6 protein-coding genes are annotated in these 7,949 nt (G+C 64.3%); all 6 read left to right on the top strand.

All coding sequences use genetic code 11. The features are described 5' to 3' along the window. A partial coding sequence (gene lptB, locus MOV75_RS19730; RefSeq protein ID WP_247006430.1) for an LPS export ABC transporter ATP-binding protein occupies nucleotides 1-878 on the top strand: 878 nt, incomplete at its 5' end. Between the two features lie 91 nt (nucleotides 879-969). Beyond that, the gene (rpoN, locus tag MOV75_RS19725) at nucleotides 970-2,601 is read left to right on the top strand and encodes an RNA polymerase factor sigma-54 (protein WP_246928711.1); all 1,632 of its coding nucleotides are present in this window, start codon (nucleotides 970-972) and stop codon (nucleotides 2,599-2,601) included. Between the two features lie 197 nt (nucleotides 2,602-2,798). After that, entirely contained in the window at nucleotides 2,799-3,401 is a 603-nt protein-coding gene (gene raiA, locus MOV75_RS19720) for a ribosome-associated translation inhibitor RaiA (RefSeq protein WP_246928724.1), read from the top strand. A gap of 228 nt (nucleotides 3,402-3,629) precedes the next feature. Then, nucleotides 3,630-4,091 carry a PTS IIA-like nitrogen regulatory protein PtsN gene (ptsN, locus tag MOV75_RS19715; RefSeq protein ID WP_027514736.1) on the top strand — a complete coding sequence of 154 codons (462 nt, stop codon included), beginning with the start codon at nucleotides 3,630-3,632 and terminating at the stop codon, nucleotides 4,089-4,091. A gap of 116 nt (nucleotides 4,092-4,207) precedes the next feature. Further along, nucleotides 4,208-5,320 carry a tetratricopeptide repeat protein gene (locus MOV75_RS19710; protein WP_247006429.1) on the top strand — a complete coding sequence of 371 codons (1,113 nt, stop codon included), beginning with the start codon at nucleotides 4,208-4,210 and terminating at the stop codon, nucleotides 5,318-5,320. Nucleotides 5,321-5,738: 418 nt separating this feature from the next. Next, the coding region (locus MOV75_RS19705) for an autotransporter-associated beta strand repeat-containing protein (protein ID WP_247006428.1) at nucleotides 5,739-7,949 on the top strand (2,211 nt) is incomplete at its 3' end.

Genomic DNA, 7,949 nt, shown 5'->3' with positions numbered 1-7,949 from the left:
CCCGCGATCCGGCGCGTGCGCCCGATCAGTTCCAGGCTGACTATCAGGGCGACTACGAAGCCGACTATCAGGCCGAGCCGCGCCCGCAGGCGGTTCACCCCGTCAGGGCGGCCGGCAGGTCCAATGGCGCGGGCGGACCGCAGCTCCTGAAGCGGCCGGGTTTCCTGGCTGTGCATAGCGTGGAAAAGGCCTTCGGCAGCCGCCAGGTGGTGCGCGGCGTCAGCATCTATGTGCGCCGCGGCGAAGCGGTCGGCCTGCTCGGTCCGAACGGCGCCGGCAAGACCACCGTGTTCTACATGATCACCGGCCTGATCAAGGCCGATCGCGGCGCGATCGAGCTCGACGGCCACGATGTCACGAAACTCCCGATGTACCAGCGCGCGCGGCTCGGGATCGGCTATCTGCCGCAGGAAGCCTCGATCTTCCGCGGCCTCACCGTCGAGCAGAACATCCGTGCCGTGCTCGAAGTGGTCGAGCCCTCGCGCAAGAAGCGCGAGCAGCAGCTCGACTCCCTACTCGACGAATTCAACATCACGCGGCTGCGCAAATCGCCGTCGATCGCGCTCTCCGGCGGCGAGCGGCGCCGCGTCGAGATCGCGCGTGCGCTGGCGACGCGTCCGAACTACATGCTGCTCGACGAGCCCTTCGCCGGCATCGACCCGATCGCGGTCGGCGACATCCAGGACCTCGTCCGCCATCTCACCAATCGCGGCATCGGCGTGCTCATCACCGACCACAACGTCCGCGAGACGCTCGGTCTCACCGATCGCGCCTATATCGTCTATGCCGGTGAAATCTTGACCGAGGGTAGCCCGGATGAGATCGTCGCCGATCCGGACGTGCGCCGCCTTTACCTTGGCGAGGAATTCCGCCTCTAGCCCTTTTTTCCAATTCGTCAAGGCGTATACATCGGGCTGAGACTAGGATAAGCAAAAATCGGACCAACTTTTTGGGATCGGTTCTTGCTACATGGCGCTCACGCAGAGATTAGAGTTCCGGCAATCGCAGTCGCTGGTCATGACGCCGCAGTTGATGCAGGCGATCAAGCTGCTGCAATTGTCCAATCTCGATCTCACGACCTTCGTGGAAGAGGAGCTCGAGCGTAACCCCCTGCTGGAACGGGCCAATGACGAGGCCCCCGCGGGCGAGACCCCCACTGATGCCCGTCAGTACGGCGATGGCGATGAGGCCGGCGGCCAAGGTGATGGTCAGGGTGACGACGGCTTTGGCGGCAGTGCGGAAGGCTTCGAGCCGGGCCAGGAAGAATGGATGAGCAAGGATCTCGGCACCCGCGCCGAGATCGAGCAGACCCTGGACACGGGCCTGGACAACGTCTTCTCCGAGGAGCCGGCCGAGGCTGCGGCGCGCAACGCCCAGGACGCTGCGCCGACCACCTATACCGAATGGGGCGGCGGCGCCTCCGGCGATGAGGACTACAATCTCGAAGCCTTCGTTGCCGCGGAGTTGACCCTGTCGGACCATCTCGCCGAGCAGCTCTCGGTGGCCTTCACCGGTCCTGCGCAGCGCATGATTGGCCAGTACCTGATCGACCTCGTCGACGAGGCCGGCTATTTGCCGGGCGATCTCGGCCAGGCCGCCGAGCGTCTTGGTGCATCGCAAGCCGACGTCGAGAGCGTCCTTGCCGTGCTGCAAAAATTCGATCCGCCCGGCGTCTGCGCGCGTAACTTAAGCGAATGCCTTGCGATCCAGCTCCGCGAGCTCGACCGCTATGATCCCGCGATGCAGGCCCTGGTCGAGCATCTCGATCTCCTCGCCAAGCGCGATATCGTGGCCTTGCGCAAGATCTGCGGCGTCGACGACGAGGACATCGCCGACATGATCGGCGAAATCCGCCGCCTTAATCCCAAGCCCGGCATGAAGTTCGGCTCGGCGCGTTTGCAGACCATGGTGCCCGATGTCTATGTCCGCCCGGGTCCCGACGGCGGCTGGCATGTCGAGCTCAACAGCGATACCTTGCCGCGTGTGCTGGTCAACCAGACCTACTATTCCGAGCTGTCGAAGAAGATCGGCAAGGACGGCGACAAGTCCTATTTCACCGACGCGCTTCAGAACGCGACCTGGCTGGTGCGCGCGCTCGACCAGCGCGCCCGCACCATCCTGAAGGTTGCAACCGAGATCGTGCGCCAGCAGGACGGCTTCTTCACCCACGGCGTGGCGCACCTGCGGCCGCTCAATCTGAAGGCCGTCGCCGACGCCATTCAGATGCATGAATCCACGGTGTCGCGCGTCACCGCCAACAAATACATGGCGACAAATCGCGGCACATTCGAGTTGAAATATTTCTTCACGGCCTCGATCGCCTCGGCCGACGGTGGCGAGGCGCATTCTGCCGAAGCCGTTCGCCACCACATCAAGCAGTTGATCGATTCGGAAGCGCCCGCGGCGATCCTGTCGGACGACACCATCGTGGAACGCTTGCGCGCCTCGGGCATTGATATTGCCCGCCGCACGGTCGCGAAGTACCGCGAAGCCATGCGCATACCCTCCTCGGTGCAACGCCGCCGCGACAAGCAGAGCGCTCTTGGTAACGTCCTCTCCACCGCAATGTCCGATCGCTCCCGCAACACCGAACCGGCCTGATTGCACTGGCGCGAAATCGCGCTACTCTCGGCTCCCCTTTGCAACTGATCCAGGCACGCGCATGATCCGGAAAAGCGCACAGCGGTTTCCTCTCCCGACGAACGCGGAAAGGGTCCGTGGGGAGATCATGCGCAGGGAAGAACTTCAGCTGCGATGACGCGTCGTAGCAGCTGAAGAGCAAACCAAGCGAGGCATCCATGACTCTTCGGATTTCGGGCAAGAGCATCAGCGTCGGTGAGGCCCTGCGCGGTCGCGTTGCCGACCGCACCGACGAGGTGCTGCGCAAATATTTCGACGGCAATTATTCCGGCCACATCACGCTCAGCAAGGACGGCTTCGGCTTCCGCACCGATTGTGCCCTGCACCTCGATTCGGGGATCACGCTGGAGGCCGATTCGAACGCGCCGGATGCTTATGCCAGCGCCGACCAGGCGCTGGTGATGATCGAGAAGCGGTTGCGCCGCTACAAGAACCGGCTCAAGGACCGCTCCGCCCGCAAGGCCCATGTCGCCTCCGAAGCGATGGCTGCGCTCGATGCGACGAGCTACGTGCTGGAGGCGCCGGAGGGCGAGGACGAGGTCACCGTCTACAGCCCCGTCATCATCGCGGAGGCGACCACCTCGCTGAGGCCGCTGTCGGTCAGCGAGGCGGTCATGGAACTCGATCTCAGCGGAGCGCCTTGCCTGGTCTTCCAGCATGGCTCTTCGGGCCGGGTAAACATCATTTACCGCCGGGCGGACGGCAATGTGGGCTGGATCGATCCGCCGGGGGCCAAGGTCGATGGCAAGGCGGGCGGTTAGGCCGAGGCGGGACTCCGTACAATCCCGGCCCTTAACAATGACCGTGGCAAAGCCGCACGCGGGAGTTGGCACCGGGATTGCGTTGGAGTAGAAGCCCCCCACATCTGGACTCGGCAGGACTCTGGGCTAAGTCCTCCTCCTGCTTCATGTTATTGACGCCGGCCGAGCTTGGTCTATCAAGCTGGCCAAATCGGAACCTGACGGTTTAATTCACCTCGGAAAGCCTCCATGCCGATTACCGATCTGGTCGCACCCGAGGCGATTCTCCCGGCATTGAAAGTCAACAGCAAGAAGCAGGCTTTGCAGGAGCTCGCGGCCAAGGCCGCCGAGCTGACCGGCCAGAACGAGCGCTCCGTGTTCGAGGTGCTGCTGCAGCGGGAGAAGCTCGGCACCACCGCGGTCGGCTACGGCGTTGCCATTCCGCACGGCAAGCTGCCCAAGCTCGAAAAGATCTTTGGCCTGTTCGCACGGCTCGACCGCCCGATCGATTTCGAATCGATGGACGGCCAACCGGTCGATCTGGTCTTCCTGCTGCTCGCCCCCGAAGGCGCCGGCGCCGATCACCTCAAAGCGCTCGCCCGCATCGCCCGCCTCCTGCGCGACCAGGACATCGCCAAGAAGCTCCGCGCCTCGCGCGATGCCCAGGCGATTTATTCGGTGCTCGCCCTGCCGCCTGCGACGGCGGCTTAAAGCCTCCCGCCCGTTCGAACCCACCGCGCAACATCTGCGACTTAATTTCACGGCCGGGCGCTGTCGATCGGATTCCGCACGCGTCCGGCAGGGATTCGGCGCGGGAATTTCAACACATGACTTGCGGTTCGATCGGCCGGGTTTTCGGCCTGCTTTGCTCGGTCACGATCGCCGTGACGGCCGTGGCGCATGCTGACGAGGCATCCAACGATCGCGTCATCGCCGAGAAGACCGCGATCATCGCGGCGGAGCCGGCGAATGCGGCGGCTTACGAGCTGCGGGGAGAAGCCTATTATCTCAAGCGGGACTGGAATCGCGCCTTCGACGATTGCAGCGCCGCGATCCGGATCGACCCGAACTTCGGGCGTGCTTATCATTGCCGCGGCCGCGCCTATTCCGCCAAAGGCGACCGCGATCGCGCGATGACCGACTACAACGAGGCCATCCGCCTCGATCCCGACTATGGCGCGCCCTACACCTCGCGCGCCGAGGAATATTTCAACCACCGCGATTTCGATCTCGCGATCGCCGGCTTCACCGAGGCCATCGAACGCAGCCCCAAGCAGGCCTACCGTGCGCTCATGATGCGCGGGCAGGTCTATGCGGTGAAGGGCGACGCCGATCACGCCGCCGCCGATTACACCGAGGCGATGCAGCGGAATCCAGCCGCCGCCTGGCCCTACGAGCTGCGAAGCAACATTCGTCTCAACAAGGGCGAGGCCGATGCAGCCCTGGACGACTGCGACAGCGCCGTCCGTCTCGAGCCCGGAAGTGCCGGCGGCCATTATTGCCGGGCCATCGTGTTCCTGAACAAGGATGACACCGACGGCACCATCCGGGAGTTGGATGACGTCACGCGACTCTCGCCGTCTTTCCAGAAGGCCTATCGCATTCGCGCCGTTGTCCTGCACAGGAAGGGCGACGATAAACGGGCCCTTGCCGATTTCGACGAAGCGATTCGGCTGCAGCCGCGAGATTCAGAGGTCTACAACGATCGCGCCAGCGTGTTTCGCGACCTTGGACAGCACGACCGCGCGCTCGCCGACTACAACGAGGCGATCCGGCTCGATCCGAAAAGCCAGTCCGCCCTGGCCAATCGCGGCCTCCTCTACATGATGAGGTCCGACGCCAAGCATGCGCGCGCGGACTTCAACAGCGTGCTCGCGCTGCCGCCGACCGACAAATGGGCCGTGGACACGGCGCGTGAGGGGCTTGGCTTTGTGAAGTGATGGGCGAGCGGTGTGCGTCAGCTTCGATCAATCCGATAGTATGGGATCGCGCACTCAGAATGACGGTCGAGTGGCCGATACCTTACGCTTCCTGTCCCGTGCAGCATCCGGAAAATCCGTCCCCGGAGTGCTCGTCGGTCAATTTTGACCATGTATTCAGTGATATGCGCGTTCGCTGCGATATTCTGAATGGTCCTCTCTCCTGAGGCTACGGCGAAGGTTGGCCGCCACCTGGGGTTGCGCTGCCCGGACGAGCGCGCGCTGGTAACACTGTGTCCGGTCGGACACAGAAAAAGTGAATTGGTAACGGAGCTGGTGGCACACCTTGCGGGCTCCATTTGGCCCCTGCAATCTCCAGTAATCTGCCGGCAAGGCCTCCAATATTCAGCCGACTCGGCGGCAAAAAGCGGGTGGGGGCATGTCGAAACAGATTCCGGCGCATGGCGTGCCGCGCGTCCTTACATCGTCGATTGATCTTGATGCGTCGAAGCGGCGCGGCTCGCTGCTCGCGAGCACGGCGTGTGCAGGCGTGTTCGTCGCAATGATCGCCGGCCATCCGGGGAGCGCGCTGGCGCAATCCTGCTCGACCAGCGGATCCAGCCCGGTCACCGTGCTGTGCGACGCGCCCGGCAGCACGATCACGACCGCGAATACGACCAACAGCACCAGCCCGAACGCCGCGACCAACGACCGGGTGCAATCGTTCAATGCCGATACGATCGGCACCGTCACCGCCAACACCACCGTCAACGGGTTCGGTCTTCAGCTTGCTCCGACCGGCTCCGGCCGGACCATCACGATGACCAACAGCGGCATCGTGACGACGAACCAGGCGGCCGTCTCCGCAATCGGCCTTGTCGGCAACGGCGGGGCCGTCAGCTACTCGGGCAGCGGCAGCGTCATCAACACGGCCGCCGGCACGGCCCTCAGTGCCTCCAATACAGGCAGTGGCTCCGTGCTCGTCACGAGCGACGGCAGCGTAACCACCGGCGCCGGGGGCATCGGCATTGATGCTGCGACCAGCGGCACCGGCAGCGTGACCGTCAGCGGCAGCGGCAACGTGACGTCAGGTCTCGGCATCAGTGCAGTCGCAAGCGGTGGCGGCGACGTGACGGTGACCGGAAGCGGCACGATCACCGCGGGCGGCCAGGGTATTCACGCGACGGCATCAGGCGGCAACGGCAACATCGTGATCGCACGTGACGGCGTCATCTCCTCTGGCGGGATTGCCATCGTGACGTCGGTTGCTGGTGCGGGCACGTCGACCGTGACCATCTCCAGGGACGTGACGTCGAGCGTTGGCGAGGGCGTGTTGGCCATCACACAAGCCGGAACCAATACGGTGACCGTCACCAGCGGCACGGTCCGCTCAAACTTTCCCGGCTCGAACGCCATCAGTGTGGGGTCGAGCGCCGGCGGCGACATCAACGTCACGATCGGATCGGCCGCGACCTTGCGCACATGGAACAGTGGCGGCAGCGTCGGCGTCGACGCATTTTCCACGACGGGCAATGTCACGATCGCGAACAGCGGCACGATCATCGGTAATGTGGGTGGTGTCAGCACGTTCACGGGCGGCGTCTCGACGGTCATCAATGCCGGCAGCATCACGGGCCTCACCGGCACCGCGGTGAGCTTCGTTTCCGGAAGCAACAACCTTCTCGTGATGGACGGACCGAACGCAAAGCTCGTCGGCCTCGCCATCGGCCACGGCACGGATACCTTCCGTTTCGCGGGCAGCGGGAGCAACAGTTTCGACGTCAGCCAGATATCGACCGGTTGGGCGCTGCTCGACAAGACGGGGTCGTCCAACTGGACGCTCACGGGTACCGCGACCTATACCGGTCCGGTGACGGTGAACGGCGGCACCTTGTCGGTGAACGGCGATCTCTCCTCGGCCAGCAGCATCGCCGTGAATGCCGGCGGCACGCTCGGCGGCAACGGCACTCTCGGTGCCGTCGCCATCAATGGCGGCTCGCTGGCGCCCGGCAATTCGATTGGCACGCTGACAACCGCGAGCCTGACCATGACGGCGGCCTCGACCTATCTGGTGCAGGTCTCCGGCGCGATCTCCGACAAGACAATCGTCACGGGCATCGCCAGCATCAATGGCAAGGTGGTGGTGGATCCGCTGACGCGGGTGTCGGCGACGACGACCTATACCATCATGACCGCGGGCACGGTAAGCGGCAGCTTCTCCGGCGCCGAATTCCTCACCGCGAACAGCTTCGCCCGTAACGCGCGGCTGAGCTATGTCGGCAGTGATGTGCTGCTGACGCTCGATCCCGGCACGCTCTCGTCCTCGCTGCCGGGCAATGCCAACGTCAATCAGCGGAACGTTGCGGCCGGAATCGACAATGCGCTGATCGGCGGCGCTGCGATGCCGGCCAGCTTCAATGCGCTGTTCGCGCTCGCGGGCACTCCTCTGCTCAACGCGCTGACGCAGGCCTCGGGCGAGACGGCCACCGGCGCGCAGCAAACCACGTTCAACGCGATGAACATGTTCATGGGCGTGCTCACCGATCCGTTCGTTGCTGGTCGCGGCGATCCGCGTTCGTCCGGCGGTGCTGCGGGTTATGCGGCCGAGGACAGCGACGCGCTCGCTTATGCTGCCGGCCGCAAGCGCAGC

The organism is Bradyrhizobium sp. PRIMUS42 (assembly GCF_023006515.1).
Taxonomy (GTDB): Bacteria; Pseudomonadota; Alphaproteobacteria; order Rhizobiales; family Xanthobacteraceae; genus Bradyrhizobium.
The sequence above is the reverse complement of the archived record's forward strand: the minus strand, read 5'-3'. Positions and strand labels throughout refer to the sequence as shown.